The organism is Brevundimonas vesicularis (assembly GCF_032067225.1).
GTDB lineage: Bacteria > Pseudomonadota > Alphaproteobacteria > Caulobacterales > Caulobacteraceae > Brevundimonas > Brevundimonas vesicularis_F.
Genome location: NZ_DAMBJX010000003.1, coordinates 49,698 through 64,241 on the forward strand (window position 1 = coordinate 49,698; position 14,544 = coordinate 64,241).

At 65.9% G+C, this 14,544-nt stretch carries 16 protein-coding genes and 1 pseudogene; 15 read left to right on the plus strand and 2 right to left on the minus strand.

Features of this window, described 5'->3' with window-relative positions; all coding sequences use genetic code 11:
• The 6 genes and pseudogenes from RT123_RS01390 to RT123_RS01415 form a co-directional block, all read left to right on the plus strand.
• A pseudogene (locus RT123_RS01390) lies at positions 1-138 on the plus strand (DoxX family protein); the annotation flags it as partial.
• Positions 139-327: 189 nt separating this feature from the next.
• Positions 328-810 carry a MerR family transcriptional regulator gene (locus RT123_RS01395; protein WP_039244783.1) on the plus strand — a complete coding sequence of 161 codons (483 nt, stop codon included), beginning with the start codon at positions 328-330 and terminating at the stop codon, positions 808-810.
• Positions 811-813: 3 nt separating this feature from the next.
• Positions 814-2,598, plus strand: coding sequence for an acyl-CoA dehydrogenase C-terminal domain-containing protein (locus RT123_RS01400; RefSeq protein WP_313007211.1), 1,785 nt, complete (start codon positions 814-816; stop codon positions 2,596-2,598).
• A gap of 96 nt (positions 2,599-2,694) precedes the next feature.
• Positions 2,695-3,858: an acyl-CoA dehydrogenase family protein gene (locus RT123_RS01405; RefSeq protein ID WP_055806174.1), complete on the plus strand. Its 1,164-nt coding sequence runs from the start codon at positions 2,695-2,697 to the stop codon at positions 3,856-3,858.
• 86 nt (positions 3,859-3,944) lie between these two features.
• Complete coding sequence (locus RT123_RS01410) at positions 3,945-4,664, plus strand: 16S rRNA (uracil(1498)-N(3))-methyltransferase (RefSeq protein WP_313007215.1); 720 nt, start codon at positions 3,945-3,947, stop codon at positions 4,662-4,664.
• Between the two features lie 134 nt (positions 4,665-4,798).
• Positions 4,799-6,160: a glutamate--cysteine ligase gene (locus RT123_RS01415; RefSeq protein ID WP_313007217.1), complete on the plus strand. Its 1,362-nt coding sequence runs from the start codon at positions 4,799-4,801 to the stop codon at positions 6,158-6,160.
• Here the strand turns inward: RT123_RS01415 and RT123_RS01420 are convergent.
• Positions 6,157-6,894, minus strand: coding sequence for a hypothetical protein (locus RT123_RS01420; protein WP_313007219.1), 738 nt, complete (start codon positions 6,892-6,894; stop codon positions 6,157-6,159). The two genes, RT123_RS01415 and RT123_RS01420, sit on opposite strands and share 4 nt — an antisense overlap.
• A 112-nt stretch (positions 6,895-7,006) precedes the next feature.
• Between RT123_RS01420 and RT123_RS01425 the strand changes: the two genes are divergently transcribed.
• From RT123_RS01425 to RT123_RS01455, 7 genes are all read left to right on the plus strand, one after another.
• A complete protein-coding gene (locus tag RT123_RS01425) occupies positions 7,007-8,578 on the plus strand; it encodes an ATP-binding protein (RefSeq protein WP_313007220.1) in 1,572 nt (523 codons plus the stop codon).
• 54 nt (positions 8,579-8,632) lie between these two features.
• On the plus strand, positions 8,633-8,878 hold the full coding sequence (locus RT123_RS01430) for a type II toxin-antitoxin system ParD family antitoxin (protein ID WP_153923110.1): 246 nt from the start codon (positions 8,633-8,635) through the stop codon (positions 8,876-8,878).
• On the plus strand, positions 8,878-9,198 hold the full coding sequence (locus RT123_RS01435; RefSeq protein WP_313007222.1) for a type II toxin-antitoxin system RelE/ParE family toxin: 321 nt from the start codon (positions 8,878-8,880) through the stop codon (positions 9,196-9,198). The genes RT123_RS01430 and RT123_RS01435 overlap by 1 nt, the downstream gene beginning before the upstream one ends.
• A complete protein-coding gene (locus RT123_RS01440) occupies positions 9,195-9,944 on the plus strand; it encodes a DUF72 domain-containing protein (RefSeq protein ID WP_313007224.1) in 750 nt (249 codons plus the stop codon). Before RT123_RS01435 ends, RT123_RS01440 begins: the two co-directional genes overlap by 4 nt.
• Positions 9,945-10,021: 77 nt before the next feature.
• Positions 10,022-11,083: an NAD(P)-dependent alcohol dehydrogenase gene (locus tag RT123_RS01445; protein ID WP_313007226.1), complete on the plus strand. Its 1,062-nt coding sequence runs from the start codon at positions 10,022-10,024 to the stop codon at positions 11,081-11,083.
• A 144-nt stretch (positions 11,084-11,227) separates the two neighbouring features.
• On the plus strand, positions 11,228-11,953 hold the full coding sequence (gene phbB / locus RT123_RS01450) for an acetoacetyl-CoA reductase (protein ID WP_017505756.1): 726 nt from the start codon (positions 11,228-11,230) through the stop codon (positions 11,951-11,953).
• A gap of 100 nt (positions 11,954-12,053) precedes the next feature.
• The gene (locus tag RT123_RS01455) at positions 12,054-12,770 is read left to right on the plus strand and encodes a DUF4908 domain-containing protein (protein WP_313007265.1); all 717 of its coding nucleotides are present in this window, start codon (positions 12,054-12,056) and stop codon (positions 12,768-12,770) included.
• On the opposite strand, the gene gloB is transcribed toward RT123_RS01455, so the two are convergent.
• Positions 12,767-13,495 carry a hydroxyacylglutathione hydrolase gene (gene gloB, locus RT123_RS01460; protein ID WP_313007229.1) on the minus strand — a complete coding sequence of 243 codons (729 nt, stop codon included), beginning with the start codon at positions 13,493-13,495 and terminating at the stop codon, positions 12,767-12,769. The genes RT123_RS01455 and gloB overlap by 4 nt on opposite strands.
• A 46-nt stretch (positions 13,496-13,541) precedes the next feature.
• Between gloB and RT123_RS01465 the strand changes: the two genes are divergently transcribed.
• Together RT123_RS01465 and RT123_RS01470 are read left to right on the plus strand one after the other, a co-directional pair.
• Entirely contained in the window at positions 13,542-14,285 is a 744-nt protein-coding gene (locus tag RT123_RS01465) for a methyltransferase domain-containing protein (protein ID WP_313007231.1), read from the plus strand.
• Positions 14,286-14,345: 60 nt separating this feature from the next.
• A partial coding sequence (locus RT123_RS01470) for a histidine phosphatase family protein (protein WP_313007233.1) occupies positions 14,346-14,544 on the plus strand: 199 nt, incomplete at its 3' end.

The following is a 14,544-nucleotide window of genomic DNA, read 5'->3' on the forward strand; positions in this document are numbered from 1 at the left end:
GCGGCGGTCGGCCTGGTCGTCATGGAAGCGACCATGATGACGATCCATGCGCTGAGCCAGGACTTCGGATTGGCGGCGGTCAACGCCGTCCTGCTGGCCATCACCGTCCCGGTGCTGCTGGGCCGCCGCAGGGCCTGATTGCTGCAGGCCTGATTGAAAGAGATCGAACGCCGGACCCCTCTCCCCCCTGCAGTCCGGCGTTTGCGCCCGGAGCTTCCCCCCAGGCTCCGGGCTTTTTCATGCCTGATCGTCAGCAAGAGAGAAAAGCTTACCCTTACGTGCGCGTAAGCCTCTTCCCTTTACGCGCACGTCAAGTTATGAAGGCGTATGGCCACCGCCGACGACCACCGCACCTATTCCATTCGCCAGCTGTGCCGCGAGTTCGGCGCCACGGCGCGCGCCCTTCGATTCTATGAGGACAAGGGCCTGCTGACGCCCGCGCGCAAGGGCCAGACCCGCGTCTATGACGCGCGCGACCGCGCCCGGTTGAAACTGATCCTGAGGGGCCGTCGCATCGGCTTCACCCTTCAGGAGATCCAGGACATGATGGATCTCTATGATCAGAAGGATCACAACGTCCATCAGATGGCCGTGGCCCTGGTGCGGCACCGCGCCCAGATCGCGGCGCTGAAACAGCAGCTGGAAGATATCGAAGGCGCCATCGAGACGGCCGAACAGGCCTGCGCCTGGATGGAATCCAAGCTGTCCGAACACCGCCCCGACCTGCTGCCGGGCGCCGAAGACTACGAGAAGCTGCTGCGCGCGCGTCTCAACCACGACCACCACCACCCCTTCAAAGCAAGAGCGTAATCCATGGCCTACAAGGCGCCTGTCCGCGACTTCACCTTCATCCTGAATGAAGTGCTGGAGATCGACCGCTACACCAACCAGCCGGGCTTCCAGGACGTCTCTTCGGATCTGGTCAGCCAGATCCTGGAAGAAGGCGCCAAGTTCGCCGACGAGGTCATCGCCCCGATCAACAATCCGGGCGACAAGGAAGGCTGCCACTGGGCCGAAGGCGGCGTGGTGACGGGACCCAAGGGCTGGAAGGAAGCCTATAAGGCCATGTCGGAAGCCGGCTGGATGGCGCTGGCCGCCGACCCGGCCTACGGCGGTCAGGGCATGCCCAGCGTGGTGGCCTCCGCCTTTGGTCAGATGACGGCCGGCGCCTCGGCCGCCTTCTCGATGTATCCGGGTCTGACGGCCGGCGCCTATGCCGGCATTCACGCCAACGCCTCGGACGAGCTGAAGCAAAAATACCTGCCCAAGATGGCGACCGGCGAATGGTCGGGCACGATGAACCTGACCGAGCCGCAGTGCGGCACGGACCTGGGCATGGTCCGCACCAAGGCTGTGCCGAACGGCGACGGCTCCTATTCGATCACCGGCCAGAAGATCTGGATTTCGGCGGGGGAGCACGACTTCGCCGACAACATCATCCACACGGTGCTGGCCCGCGTCGAAGGCGCGGTTCCGGGCATCAAGGGCCTGTCGCTGTTCGTCGTGCCCAAGTTCCTGGTCAATGAGGACGGTTCGCTGGGCGAGCGCAACAGCTTGGAATGCGCCGGGCTCGAGCACAAGATGGGCATCCACGGCAACGCCACCGCCGTCATGCAGTACGACGGCGCCAAGGGCTGGCTGATCGGCGAAGAAGGCCGCGGCATGAACAATATGTTCGTGGTGATGAACGAGGCGCGCCTCGGCACCGGCCTGCAGGGCCTGGCCATCGGCACCGCCGCCTATCAGGCCGCCGTCGAGTTCGCCAAGGACCGCCTGCAAGGCCGCTCGCTGACCGGACCGAAGAACCCGGACGGCCCGGCCGACAGCATCATGGTCCATCCCGACGTGCGCCGCATGCTGCTGGAATCCAAGGCCTTCGTCGAAGGCGGCCAGGCCTTCATCCTGTGGACCGCGCTTCACGCCGACCTTGAGAAGTCCGAGGACGCGGCCGTAGCCCAGAAGGCCAAGGATTACATGGGCCTGCTGACGCCGGTGCTGAAGGCCTATCTGACCGACAAGGGCTTCCACGTCGCGTCTTTGGGCATGCAGGTGCACGGCGGTTCGGGCTACACCGAACACTTCACCGCCTCGCAGTATCTGCGCGACGCCCGCATCACCATGATCTACGAGGGCACCAACGGCATCCAGGCGCTGGATCTGGTCGGCCGCAAGCTGCCCGCCAACGGCGGTCGCGCCATCATGACCTGGTTCGGCGAGATCGACGCCTTCGTCGCCGAGAACAGCGGCAATGAAGCGATCAAGCCCTTCGTCGACGGCCTGGCGGACGTGAAGGCCAAACTGCAGGACGGCACCATGTGGCTGATGCAGAACGGCATGGCCAATCCGGACAACGCCGGCGCCGCATCGACCGACTATCTGAACGTCTTCGGCCTGACGGCGCTGGCCTATATGTGGGCGCAGATGGCCAAGGTGGCTCAAGCCCAGGTCAAGGCCGGTTCGACCGACCCCTACTACGCCAACAAGATTCAGACCGGCCGCTACTTCGTCGAGCGCATCCTGCCCGACGCGGAAGCCCATCTGAAGAAGATGAAGACCGGCGCCGACGTGCTGATGGCCATGCCGGCCGAGGCGTTCTGATCTCAAACTGACGACGAAACGGGTCGGCGATCTCGCCGGCCCGTTTTTCTTATCAACCAGACGGGCAAAAGCCCGCGAACCTCAGGGACGAAACCGATGAACGTGCTGGGCAGCCCCGATCCCGATTTCATGCGTGAAGAAGAGATCACCCTCTTCTCCGACAGCGTCGGCAAATGGATCGACGAGCACGCGCCGCTTGAGAAGGTGCAGCAATGGATCGCCGACTCCTCGGTGCCGCGTCAGCTGTGGAACGACGCGGGCGAGGCGGGCCTGTTGGGCCTGTCGCTGCCGGAAGAGGACGGCGGTTTCGGCGGCGACTATCGGCACGAGGTCGTCTTGATGCGTCAGCTGGGCTGGAAGGGCGCGGACCACTTCGGCATTTCGCTGCACAATGCGATCGTAATGCCCTACATCTGGCATTACGGCACCGAGGAGCAGAAGCAGCGCTGGCTGCCGCGCCTACAATCGGGCGAATTGGTCGGCGCCATCGCCATGACCGAACCGGGCGCCGGATCGGACTTGCAAGGGGTGAAGACCACGGCGGTCAAGTCGGGCAACGGCTATGTCGTCAACGGCTCCAAGACCTTCATCACCAACGGCCAGCTGGCCAACTTCCTGATCGTGGTCGCCAAGACCGATCCGGCCGAGGGCGCCAAAGGCACTTCCCTGATCGTGGTCGAGACCGATGGCGCGGAAGGGTTCGAGCGCGGTCGCAACCTGCACAAGATCGGCATGGAGGCCAACGACACCTCCGAACTGTTCTTCAACGATGTGAAGGTCCCCGGCGACAACATCATCGGCGGGACCGAGGGCCAGGGCTTCGTCCAACTGATGCAGCAGCTGCCCCAGGAGCGGCTGAACATCGCCGTCCAGGGCGTCGCCGCCGCCGAGCGCGGCCTTGAGGCGACGCTGGCCTACGTCAAGGAGCGTAAGGCCTTCGGCAAGCGCGTCATCGACTTCCAGAACACCCAGTTCAAACTGGCCGAGGTCAAGACCAAGCTGACCGTCGCCAAGGTTTTCACCGACCACTGCATCGGCCTGCATCTGCAGGGCAAGCTCGACGCCGCCACCGCCTCCATGGCCAAATACTGGGTCACCGACATCCAGGGCGAGACCATCGACGAGATGCTGCAGCTGCACGGCGGCTATGGCTATATGAACGAATATCCGATCGCCCAGCTGTACAAGGACGCCCGCGTCCAACGCATCTACGGCGGCACCAACGAGATCATGAAACTGCTGATCGCGCGGACGCTGTAAGGATATCGATCCGTCCCTTGTGATCCAGGCCTTTCACTTCGCTGCGGCCGAGATGACAAGCGGTTTGTGTCAGGTCATGTAGGGGCATGATCCGCCTTTACGTCACATCGCCGCTCGCCGCCGCCGCTCCCGTTGCGCCCACGCTGGACCAATCGCGCTATCTGACCCAGGTCATGCGGCTGAAGGCCGGGGACGATCTGCTGGTGTTCAACGGGCGCGATGGGGAGTGGCGCTGCACTGTCGCGGAAGTGCTGAAGAAGGGCGTCATCCTGCGCGCCGAGGAACAGGTGCGACCCCAGACCTTCGGTCCTGATCTGGAAATGATCGTGGCGGTGGTGAAGAAGGCTCGCGTTGAGACAGTTGTGGAGAAGGCCGCCGAGCTTGGCGCGCGACGGGTGCGGCTGGTGCTGACAAAACGCACCAACGCTGACCGCATCCGCCTGGACCGGCTGGACGCCATCGCCGAAGAGGCCGCCGAACAGACCGGGCGGATGGACGTGCCCGCCGTCGATGATCCGATCAAGCTGGACACCCTGCTGGACGGCTGGGATACCGGACGCCGGCTGATGTTCTGCGACGAGACGGGCGGGGCGCCCGCCGTCTCGTCCCTGCGCGACGCAGGCGAAGGCCCCTGGTCCATCCTGATCGGGCCGGAGGGCGGGTTCTCGCCGGAAGAGGGCGAGCGGCTGCGGTCCCTGCCTTTCACCACGGCCGTGTCTCTGGGCCCGCGCATCCTGCGCGCCGACACCGCCGCCATCGCCGCCATGACCCTGTGGCAGGCGGCCGTCGGTGATTGGGAACGATAAGTCCGCCCCTCAGGCACTAGCCGACGCGCGACGAGCGTCAGGGAAAGACTAAAGCCCTCTTGAGCCTTGCCGCAATCTTGCCCATCTAGCCGCGACACACGGTCGCTTACGATGCGCCCGCAGGGGACTGACGCATGACCGATAACGCGCCGCTGACCAGGACCGACCTCATCGAGGCCATGTCCAAGGGGATCAAGCCCAAGGACCAGTGGCGCATCGGCGCCGAGCACGAGAAGTTCGGCTTCGACAAGACCACCCTGGCCCGGCCCGCCTATGACGGCCCGAACGGCATCAAGGCCATGCTGGAGGGTCTGCAACGCTTCGGCTGGTCGCCCGTCGAGGAAAACGGCTTTCTGATCGGACTGGAGCGAAGGAACAGCGAAGGCTTCGTCGCCTCGGTCAGCCTGGAGCCGGGCGGTCAGTTCGAACTGTCGGGCGCGCCGCTTCTGACCATCCACGACATCTGCAACGAGACCGGCCAGCACCTGATGGAGGTCAAGCAGGTCGCCGACCAGATCGGCGTCGGCTTCCTGGGCGCCGGTTTCGACCCGCTGTGGACGCGCGAACAGGTGCCGGTCATGCCCAAGGGCCGCTATGACATCATGCGCGCCTATATGCCCAAGGTCGGCACCCTGGGTCTGGACATGATGCTGCGCACCTGCACCATTCAGGCGAACCTGGACTTCAATTCCGAAGCCGACATGGTGATGAAGTTCCGCACCTCGCTGGCGCTGCAACCCATCGCCACCGCCCTGTTCGCCTGCTCGCCGTTCACCGAGGGCCGCCCCAACGGCTTCCTGTCGGCGCGGGCCAATGTCTGGACAGACACCGACGCCGATCGCACGGGCATGCTGGGCTTCGTGTTCGAGGACGGTTTCGGCTTCGAGCGCTACGCCGACTATGCGCTGGACACGCCGATGTATTTCGCCAAGCGCGACGGCCATTATATCGACGCCTCGGGCCAGTCGTTCCGCGATTTCCAGGTCGGCAAACTGCCCGCCCTGCCCGGCCAATATCCGACCCTCAAGGACTGGAACGACCACCTGACCACCCTCTTCCCCGAGGTGCGGCTGAAGGCCTATCTGGAAATGCGCGGCGCCGACGGCGGGCCGTGGAGCCGCATCTGCGCCCTGCCCGCCCTGTGGGCCGGGGTTCTGTACGACGCGCCGTCGCTGGCCGCCGCCTGGGACCTGGTCAAGGACTGGGACATCGCCGACCACGAACGCCTGCGCCGCGACGTGACCCGCCTGGGTCTGAAAGCCGAGGTGGCGGGCCGATCGGTGCGCGACATCGCCGTGGACCTGGTGAACATCGCCAAACAGGGGCTGAAGAACCGCGCCAAATTTTCGGGCGGCATGGTGGACGAGCGCGGCTATCTGTCGGAACTGGAAGACATCGCCGACAGCGGGATCACGCCGGCTGAGCGCCTGTTGGACCTGTATCACGGCGCCTGGCAGGGCGACGTGAAGCGCATCTACGCCGACTTCGCCTATTAGGGGACGGTGTAGTCCGAGCAGTCGGGCAGCGGGCTGTCCGGTTTGTATTCGCCGGCCTTGGCGTCGAAGGTGAACCGACGGATAAAGCTACATTCTGGATCGCGCGCGGCGATCAGGTCGGCAGGCTTCAGCGGCGGCTTCTCCAGCGAGTCTTCGGATCGCGAGGCGCCGCGCGGATAGGCCGTCGCCGTCGTCTCATAGGTCAGGACCGGCATTGCATCCGCCGCGTCGCTCGCGGTCAGGGTCGCAGCGAAACTGTATTTGTCGTGGCATGCGCCGGCGCGCTGGGTCATGTCCTCCTCGCTGAAACAGGCGCGGATCATCAGCGAACCCTGGATCGGCACGATCAGCACCGGTGCGGCGCCGGTGTCGCCGTCCGCATCCAGCCGATAGAGCCGCAACTCCGTCGCCTGCCCGCCGCCGCCGGAATAGATGCTGCGGCTCTCCATCTCGACCCCGGCCAGAAACCCGCCGTCCGACAGCCTGATCAGGCCATTCCATGGCTTGTAATTTTCCACCTCGCCCGACGCCCCTTGCGGCGCGGCCGGCAGGGCGTCTGGCGCACGAACGACCGGGGTGAAGACCGGCTCGCCGTCACGCGTCTGCTGCGTCAGCCCGACGCACAGAGCCCCGTCGGCCGTGCAGGCCCGGTCGTCGGCCAGGGTCAGGGATTCGATTCCGTTCCCTGATGGCGGGGATTGCAGCATGGCGATCGCGGCGAGGAGCAAGATCATGCGCCGACCCTAGCCCAGACGGCGCACGACGCCATCGGCCCGTTTCGCGTCGCTGCAAAGGCGAGCTTAACGGATGCGCCGTAACATGGGTCTCAGTTCGAGAGAGTGCGCAATGACCTGTTCGCCCGTTGCGGCCCTGGCCTTCCCCACAGCCGATGTCGATCTGGACACTTTCTTCGATGTGTCGCTGGATCTGCTGGTGGTGCGCGAGCTGGATGGGCGCGTGGTCAAGGCCAGCGCCTCCTGGTTCACGGTGCTGGGCTATCGCCCCGACGAGATCGAGGGCCAGGGCCTGTTGCGGCTGATCCACCCGGACGACCATGCCGCCACCCGCCAGAGCATCGTCGAGGTCGAAAACCGGCGGCCCGGTGATCCGGTCCTGGGCCAGATCAACCGCTATCGCCACAAGGCCGGTCATTACGTCGCCGTCGAATGGCGCGCCCATCGGCAGGGCGACCGCATCTATGGCATCGCCCGCGACGTGACCGAAAAGGTCGCGGCAGAGCAGGCCCTGCGCGAAGCGACCGCCGCCGCCGAGGCCGCCAATGCCGCGAAGTCCGAGTTCCTGGCCAACATGAGCCACGAGATCCGCACGCCCTTGAACGGCGTGATCGGGATCGTCGACGCCCTGTCGCGCACCGAGTTGACGCCCGAGCAGGCCGAGATGGTGGCCCTTATCGCAAGCTCCGGCGTAACGCTGGAACGGCTGGTGTCCGACATTCTGGATGTGTCCAAGATCGAGGCGGGGCATCTGGATCTGGAAAGCCGACCCTTCGATCTGGACGAAGCCGTCGCCGCCCCGCTGGACATCATGCGGTTGAAGGCCGAGGCCAAGGGACTGACCTTCGACATCCGCCGCGACGCCGATGCGCGCGGCATGTTCGTCGGCGACAGCACCCGCATCCGTCAGGTGCTCGACAATCTGCTGTCCAACGCCATCAAGTTCACCCATCAGGGCTCGGTCGGTGTCGCCCTTGCGGTGGACGAGGATTCCGACGGCCTGACCCAGCTAACGCTGCGGGTTGAGGATACGGGCGTCGGCTTCTCCTCCGACCACGCGGCTCGTCTGTTCGATCGGTTCAGCCAGGCGGACAGCACCATCACGCGCCGGTTCGGCGGCACGGGCCTGGGCCTGTCGATCTGTCGTTCGCTGGTCGAGCTGATGGGCGGGCGGATTTCCGCAGCCTCCACGCCGGGCGTCGGCAGCCGGTTCACCGTCGAGATACCCCTGACGCGCGCCGCATCCCTGACCGAACATGATGCGCAACGACGCGCTCGCGCGGCCGAGGCCGACCGCGCCCTGGTGCCCCTACACGTGCTGCTCGCCGAGGATCACCCGGTCAACCAGCGCGTCGTGCAGCTGATCCTGGCGGCGCACGCCATGCAGGTCGTCACCGTCTCAGATGGCGAACAGGCCCTGGCCGCTTTCCAGTCCGAGACGTTCGACTTGATCCTGATGGACATGCAGATGCCGGGAATGGACGGCCTGACCGCCACCCGCGCCATTCGCCGGATCGAGGCCGCCCGTCCCGATCAGGACCGTACGCCGATCATCATGTTGAGCGCCAACGCCATGAGCGAGCACCGCGACCAGGCGCGCGATGCCGGCGCCGACCTGCACGTCCCCAAACCCATCACCGCCGCCAGCCTGCTGGCCGGAATACAGGCAGCGACCGCGCCCTGATCCGAAGTTGACAAAGTTTGCCAAGCGACCATTCTCGTCGAGAGGAGGACGACTATGGCGACAATGAATATCTCACTGCCCGATCCCATGAAGGCCTGGGTCGAGGAACAGGCGAAATCCGGGCGCTACGCCAACACCTCGGACGTGGTGCGCGACCTGATCCGCCGCGAGCAGGTCAAGGCCGAGAAGATCGCCCATTGGCAAAGGCTGATCGCCGAGGCCGACGCCTCCGGTGTTTCCGACCAGTCGCCACGTGAAGTGATCGAGGAACTGCGCGCCCAGTTGCGTCGCGCCTCCTGATGCTCCGGCTAAGCGGCGAGGCGCGGGCGGACTTGCAGCAGGTCTATCTGCAAGGCCTCGAACTGTTCGGGAGCCGTCAGGCCGATGACTATATCGAGGGTCTGTTCGCGAAACTGGACTTGCTTGCCGATTTTCCACGTCTTGGGGCGGCTCGACGGGAGTTGAGCGCGGACGCCCATGTGATCTTCTACAAAAGCCACGCCATTCTCTATCGAATCGACGATGCGGACGTGTTCGTCCGACGCATTCGGCACGAGCTGGAAGACTGGCAGTCCGACACAACTGGCGTCGGATCGAGCGACGAACGGAGCGAACCATGACCCATTCCATCCATGTCGGCATCGGCGGCTGGACGTTCGAACCGTGGCGGGGGGTCTTCTATCCCGAAGGCCTGGTTCAGAAGCGCGAGCTTGAATATGCGGCGTCGAAACTGACCTCGATCGAGATCAACGGCACCTATTATTCGACCTTCAAACCCGACAGCTGGCGCAAATGGCGCGACGAGACGCCGGACGGCTTCGTCTTTTCGGTCAAGGCCAGCCGCTATTGCACCAATCGCAAGGTGCTGTCCGAAGGCGCCGAGAGCTTCGACAAATTCCTGAGCCAGGGCCTGACTGAACTGGGCGACAAACTGGGCCCGATCAACTGGCAGTTCATGGGCACGAAGAAGTTCGACCCCGAAGACTTCGAGGGGTTCCTGAAGCTGTTACCCAAGGAGAAGGACGGAGTGCGCCTGCGGCACGCGCTGGAGGTTCGCAACCCGACCTTCGCCACCGAACAATTCTATGATCTGGCCCGCAAATACGGCGCGGCCATCGTCTATGCGGTCGATGACGAGGAGCCGACCTGGCCTCAGATCGACGAGGCGACCGCCGACTTCAGCTACGCCCGGCTGATGTCCAGCCGCGAGGACGAGCCGACCGGCATGACGGCGGCCGAGCTGGAGGCGGTGGCGGATCAAGCGAAAGCCTGGGCCAAACGCGGCGAGGTCTTCGCCTATTTCATCTCGGGCGCGAAGGTGCGGAACCCGGCGGCGGCTCAGGCGCTGATCGCCAAGCTGAAATAGGGCTCCGTACGCTTGCGGACCCGCAGCCGTCCCCACATCTGAGGCCGGCTCACTGCAAAGCCTGAAGGACTATTCCCATGCCGATCGCCACACGCGCCTTCGCCGCAACCGCCGCCGACAAGCCGTTGACGCCCTACAGCTTCGAGCGCCGTGATCCGGGCCCGGACGATGTGCTGATCGACATCAAATACTGCGGCGTCTGCCACTCCGACCTTCACGCCGCGCGCGGCGAGACGGGCGGCACCGCCTTCCCCCTGGTGCCGGGTCATGAGATCGCGGGCGTGGTCAAGGCGGTCGGATCGAACGTCACCCGCTTCAAGGAAGGCGACCGCGTCGGCGTCGGCTGCATGGTCGACAGCTGCCGTGAATGCGCCTCCTGCCAGGAAGGCGTCGAACAATATTGCATCCCCGGCTTCACCGGCACCTACGGCGGCAAGGACAAGAAGGGTGGCACGTCGGAAGCCATCACCCAGGGCGGCTATTCCGACCACATCACCGTCGATCAGCATTTCGTCCTGTCCATCCCCGACAGCCTGGCGCTGGACGTCGCCGCCCCCCTGCTGTGCGCCGGCATCACCACCTATTCGCCGCTGAAGGAGTGGGGCGTGGGGCCTGGCTCCAAGGTCGCGGTCATCGGCCTGGGCGGTCTGGGCCATATGGCCGTCAAGCTGGCGGCGGCCATGGGGGCGGACGTCACCGTCCTGTCCACCTCGGACCGCAAGAAGGCCGACGCCGAGCGGATGGGCGCCAAACACTTCCTGATCAACTCCGACAAGGATGCGATGAAGGCGGCGGCCGAGAAGTTCGACCTGATCATCAACACCGTCTCGGCCACGCACGAGATCGCCAGCCACATTCAGTTGCTGGCGCGCGACGGCACCATGATCATGCTGGGCCTGACCACCGAGGGCCTGCCGGTCTTCGCCCTGCCGCTGCTGTGGCGTCGTCGCCGCATCGCCGGCTCGCTGATCGGCGGCATTCGCGAAACGCAGGAGATGCTGGACTTCTGCGCCGAGCACGGCATCGCCTGCGACATCGAGACCATCGCTCCCGATCAGATCAACGATGCCTATGAGCGGATGCTGAAATCCGACGTCCGCTATCGCTTCGTCATCGACATAGAAAAGCTGGCCGCCTGATCGCCGGGACGAAGATCAACGAAACGCGACGGAGGCATGAAACTTCCGTCGCGTCAGATTCTCGCCTTGCGCGCTAGCGCTCGCACGTTAATCCTGAACCGCGACAAGGCCTTCTGAAGGGTCTGCACAGGGACAGGAGACGATATGGCGCGCGTAGCTTTCGTGACGGGCGGGACCCGGGGCATCGGCAAGGCGATCGTTCAGCGCCTGCATGAGGACGGCTTCAAGGTCGCCGCCGGCTATTCGGGCAACGACGAGGCAGCCAAGGCCATCGCCGATGCGCTGGACGTCATGGTGGTCAAGGGCAACGTCGGCAGCTTCGACGACTGCGCCCGCGCGGTGAAGGAGGTCGAGGACCAACTCGGCCCCATCGACATCCTGGTCAACAACGCCGGCATCACCCGCGACGGCTTCTTCCACAAGATGAGCCACGACCAGTGGTCCGACGTCATCCGCGTCAACATGGACAGCGTCTTCAACATGACGCGCCAGGTCATCAACGGCATGCGCGACCGAGGCCACGGGCGCATCGTCAACATTTCCTCGATCAACGGTCAGAAGGGTCAGATCGGCCAGACCAATTATTCCGCCGCCAAGGCCGGGATGATCGGCTTCACCAAGGCGCTGGCTCTGGAGAATGCGCGCAAGGGCGTGACCGTGAACTGCATCGCGCCCGGCTATATCGACACCGAAATGGTCGGCGCCATGGACCCCAAGGTGCTGGAAGGCATCATCAGCCACATCCCCGTCGGCCGCCTGGGCAAGGGCGAAGAGATCGCCGACATGGTGTCCTGGCTGGTGGGCGAGCGTGCCGGATATGTCACAGGCTGCACACTGTCGCTGAACGGCGGTCAGTACCTGGTGGGTTGAGGCGGGCTTCGCCCAAAATCCGCCGCGCGCGGGTTTCATCAAGTCTGTCATGAAGTTGTTGGGATCGGTCAGGGCGAAAAAATCGCCACGCGTGACCGTGATGGCGGTCGCCGCCATCGCGGTCATTGGCGTGGGCGTCGTCGCGCCTGTGGTCGTCCCGTCCGAAAGCCAGGCCCAGTCGCGTCGGACCGTGCCGCCGACCGCCCGCTACGTCAGCAGCAGCGGCCAAGGGTTCATTCTGGACACCTCCGGATCGCGGCCTCTGATGCGGCTGGAACGCTCGACCGAGGTCTGGGTCTTGCGGCCCACGCCCGCGCCGCGCGGCGACATCATCTATCGCAACGACAATGGCGATCAGGTGCTGCGCGTCACGCCCGACGGCGCGATCACCCTTTACACGACCACCGCTCCGCAAGGCTCGCCCGCCTCGCGCGTCGGCGAGGCGCAGGGCTTGGCCAGCGCGGCCATGACCGGCGCCCAGCTGGTCGACTATTTCATGCGCCAGAGCTACCGCGCCAGCCAGGCGATGGGCCGGCTGATCGTCATCGACGTGGATATCCAGCCCGGCTCTGAACAGGTCGCCGCCGACACCGTCTCGGCCGCCAGCGACGCCATCGTGCGCATGGCGCGGTCCTCCAACCTGCGCGCTCAGGTCGAGCGGGTGCGCCGCGTCGTGGTGTCCGATCAGGGGCGTCCCGGCGTCAGCCTGATCCAGGGCACGCTGCGGATCGTCATCGACGCCGACGCCGGCATCGCCGGCCGCCCGTCTTCGGCCCGCATCGTGCGGGTCGTGGGCGGGGACGCCCTGAACCGCTAGCCCTGGAAGCTGTCCTTGGCCGCCCGGCGCGCGGCGAACTGATCCGCATCCGTGGCGGTCAGGAACGGATTGAACTGCTTCTCCACCCCCAGCATCGTCGGCACGGTCGGCTCGCCGCGCGCGCGCGCCGCGAAGATCGCCTCGGCATGGGCGGCGACTTCTGGCCGGTCATCCAGGCTCAGGGTGAAGCGCGCGTTGGACGCCGTATATTCGTGCGCGCACCAGATCACGGTCTGGTCGGGCCAGGCCTTCAGCCGCTGCAGGCTCTCGAACATCTGCTCGGGCGTGCCCTCGAACAACCGGCCGCAGCCCAGGGCGAACAGGGTGTCGCCGGTAAAGGCCAGATCGTCCGCCGGCGCATGAAACACCACATGGCCGAGGGTGTGGCCGGGCGTTTCGCTGACCTCGAACCGCGTCTCGCCCACCATCACCACATCGCCGTCAGCGATCACCCGGTCCAGCGGCGCGACCTTTCGCACCTCTTCCGGCCCGATGATATCGCAAGCCCAGTCGGCCTTCAGCCGCGCGTTGCCCTCGGTGTGATCGGGGTGCCAGTGGGTGTTCAGGATCAGGTCCAGCCGCCCCCAGCCCAGGCCTTCCAGCTCCTCCAGAATGCGCGCCGCATCGGGCGTATCGACCCCCGCGACCACGCCCGTCGCGGCGTCGCGGATCAGAAAGCCGTAGTTGTCGCTGCGGCAGGGAAACAGATGCACATCCAGGGTCATGCGCCCATCCTAGCAGCAGGGCCGCCGACAGGCCTATAGTGGGGCCATGCGGCGCAGCATCGACGAGCTTCGAACCTTCTACGGCGAGCCGACCGGGGCGCTGGCGCGACGGCTGGTGGCGCGACGGCTGGACGACGCCTGGGGCGAGGCGACCGATTGCGACGTGCTGGGCGTCGGTTACGCCACCCCTTGGCTGGACGCCTTCGTCGGCGCGCGGCGCGTCGTCGCGGCCATGCCGGGCGGGCAAGGCGTCGAGCATTGGCCGACGGTCGGTCGCAACCGCACCCTGCTGGTGGACGACCGCCGCCTGCCTTTTCCCGCCGGATCGTTCGACCGCATCCTGCTGGTTCACGCCCTGGAAGAGGCCGACGACCCCGCCGCCCTGCTGCTGGAAGCGGTGCGCGCGCTGTCGCCCACCGGGCGCATCATCCTGGCGGCGGCGGCGCGCGGCGGCCTGTGGGCGCGGGCGGACAACACCCCCTTTGGTCATGGCCGACCCTTCACCCGGCGTCAGCTGGAACGGCTGGTGCGCGATGTCGGGCTGGAACCGATGGCCTGGTCCCAGACGCTTTATGTCCCGCCTTGGGGGCCGATGCTGCCGCTGGCCGAAGGGTTCGAACAGGTCGGGCGACGGGTCTTTCCCGGAACCGCCGGGCTGATCCTGTTGGAAGCCTCGCGCCACAGTTACGCCCGCATCCGCCCCAGCGGCCATGCCCAGCGCATCGCCGCCCCCGTCCTGGCGCCCCAGCCGGCCGCCTCCGTCTCTTCGCGGGGCGAACATCGCGACTGACGGGGAGTTGACCGTCGCCCCATCTGGCGGGCCGGGCGAAACCGCCTTATGGCGGAGGCCATGCACCGACTGATCCTGATGCGGCACGCCCAGGCCGAAGCTTCCGCCCCCTCCGGCGGCGACGAAGCCCGCCCCCTGTCCGCCGCCGGCCGCGCCGAGGCTCTGCTGATGGGGCGCGCCCTGGCCGAGCGGGGCCTTAAGCCGGACCTGACGCTGGTTTCCACCGCAGCGCGCACCCGCCAGACCTGGGAGCAGATGC

What these genes read in the sequence shown, in the direction of transcription:
- RT123_RS01420 (WP_313007219.1), bottom strand. Translation starts at nt 6,894, where the DNA reads ATGATCTTGCTCCTCGCCGCGATCGCCATGCTGCAATCCCCGCCATCA.
- RT123_RS01405 (WP_055806174.1), top strand. Translation starts at nt 2,695, where the DNA reads ATGAACGTGCTGGGCAGCCCCGATCCCGATTTCATGCGTGAAGAAGAG.
- RT123_RS01465 (WP_313007231.1), top strand. Translation starts at nt 13,542, where the DNA reads ATGCGGCGCAGCATCGACGAGCTTCGAACCTTCTACGGCGAGCCGACC.
- RT123_RS01400 (WP_313007211.1), top strand. Translation starts at nt 814, where the DNA reads ATGGCCTACAAGGCGCCTGTCCGCGACTTCACCTTCATCCTGAATGAA.
- RT123_RS01430 (WP_153923110.1), top strand. Translation starts at nt 8,633, where the DNA reads ATGGCGACAATGAATATCTCACTGCCCGATCCCATGAAGGCCTGGGTC.
- gloB (WP_313007229.1), bottom strand. Translation starts at nt 13,495, where the DNA reads ATGACCCTGGATGTGCATCTGTTTCCCTGCCGCAGCGACAACTACGGC.
- phbB (WP_017505756.1), top strand. Translation starts at nt 11,228, where the DNA reads ATGGCGCGCGTAGCTTTCGTGACGGGCGGGACCCGGGGCATCGGCAAG.
- RT123_RS01445 (WP_313007226.1), top strand. Translation starts at nt 10,022, where the DNA reads ATGCCGATCGCCACACGCGCCTTCGCCGCAACCGCCGCCGACAAGCCG.
- RT123_RS01440 (WP_313007224.1), top strand. Translation starts at nt 9,195, where the DNA reads ATGACCCATTCCATCCATGTCGGCATCGGCGGCTGGACGTTCGAACCG.
- RT123_RS01425 (WP_313007220.1), top strand. Translation starts at nt 7,007, where the DNA reads ATGACCTGTTCGCCCGTTGCGGCCCTGGCCTTCCCCACAGCCGATGTC.
- RT123_RS01435 (WP_313007222.1), top strand. Translation starts at nt 8,878, where the DNA reads ATGCTCCGGCTAAGCGGCGAGGCGCGGGCGGACTTGCAGCAGGTCTAT.
- RT123_RS01395 (WP_039244783.1), top strand. Translation starts at nt 328, where the DNA reads ATGGCCACCGCCGACGACCACCGCACCTATTCCATTCGCCAGCTGTGC.
- RT123_RS01455 (WP_313007265.1), top strand. Translation starts at nt 12,054, where the DNA reads ATGGCGGTCGCCGCCATCGCGGTCATTGGCGTGGGCGTCGTCGCGCCT.
- RT123_RS01415 (WP_313007217.1), top strand. Translation starts at nt 4,799, where the DNA reads ATGACCGATAACGCGCCGCTGACCAGGACCGACCTCATCGAGGCCATG.
- RT123_RS01410 (WP_313007215.1), top strand. Translation starts at nt 3,945, where the DNA reads ATGATCCGCCTTTACGTCACATCGCCGCTCGCCGCCGCCGCTCCCGTT.